Raw genomic sequence first — 1,063 nt, forward strand, 5'->3', positions numbered from 1 at the left:
CTAGAGCGGCATCCGATCATGTTGGATCATATGCGTCGTAGCCTGCGGCGGCGAGATACCGGCGGCATTCGGCTGGCGTGAAGCGTCTGAAGGCTCGTCGGATCGTGTCCCAGAGGCCGCTGATCGTTCGAGTGGCCTCGGCTCTAAGAATGGCCTTGAGCTTGGCGAAGGCGAGTTCGATCGGGTTGAAGTCGGGAGAGTAGGCCGGCAGGTAGAGCAGCCTCGCTCCGGCCGCCTCGATGCGTTCGCGGATGCCGCTGACCTTGTGGGCGGGCAGATTGTCGAGCACGACCGTGTCGCCGGGCCTGAGGGCTGGGACGAGGGTTTCTTCGACATAGCCGCGGAAGCGAGCGCCGGTCATCGGTCCATCGAAGAGGGCGGTGGCTGTCAGGCCGCTGGAGCGCAGACCGGCGGTGACCGTGATGGTTTTCCAGTGGCCGAACGGCACCGCGACCCGGCAGCGTTCGCCGCGCGGGGCTCGCCCATAGCGGCGGACCATCTTCGTGTTGGTGGCGGTCTCGTCGAGGAACACGAGCTTGTCCGGGTCGAGATCGAGCTGGCGCTCGAACCAGGACAGGCGCGCAGCCTTCACGTCCTCCCGCTCCTGCTCGGCGGCGTGGCCGGTGTTTTTTTGCGCGTGATGCCGTGGCGCTTGAAGAAGCGGGACAGGCTGCTGACCCCGACCCGCAGACCTCGTTCGGCCAGACGGTCGCGCAACTCGTGCAAGAACAGCTCGGGCTGCGCTTCGTAGGTCTGCCGGATCAGGTCGGCCTGCGCCTCAATGGTGTGGGAGCGTTGATCGCCGCCCATCGGCTTGGCCTGCGTCCGGCCCTCCTGCACGAAGGTCCCGTGCCAGCGCACGGCGCTGGCCGGGCTGACCTCGAAGCGCCGCGCCGCCTCCCGGCGCGAAGCTCCCGCCTCAATCGCGGCCACGACACGCTCGCGCAGATCAACGGACAGGGCAGACGCCATCGGCTCTCCTCCTCGGAAAGCTCTCCATCGAATCACATCACCGCCGCGGCCGAAACCCTGGACGATTCAATTCGATCGGTGACCGCTCTAG

General features: G+C 66.8%; 1 protein-coding gene. It reads right to left on the minus strand.

Going from position 1 to position 1,063, the window contains the following annotated elements; genetic code table 11:
- Window positions 1-16 precede the first annotated feature (16 nt).
- Window positions 17-972, minus strand: a protein-coding gene (locus tag AAHG09_RS31765; RefSeq protein WP_342112328.1) for an IS630 family transposase whose coding sequence is annotated in 2 segments (ribosomal slippage) — window positions 17-633 and window positions 633-972 — 957 coding nt in all. Because the reading frame shifts where the segments join, the coding sequence is not laid out codon by codon here.
- Window positions 973-1,063: the final 91 nt, after the last annotated feature.

The organism is Methylobacterium guangdongense (genome assembly GCF_038442355.1).
Lineage (GTDB): Bacteria > Pseudomonadota > Alphaproteobacteria > Rhizobiales > Beijerinckiaceae > Methylobacterium > Methylobacterium guangdongense.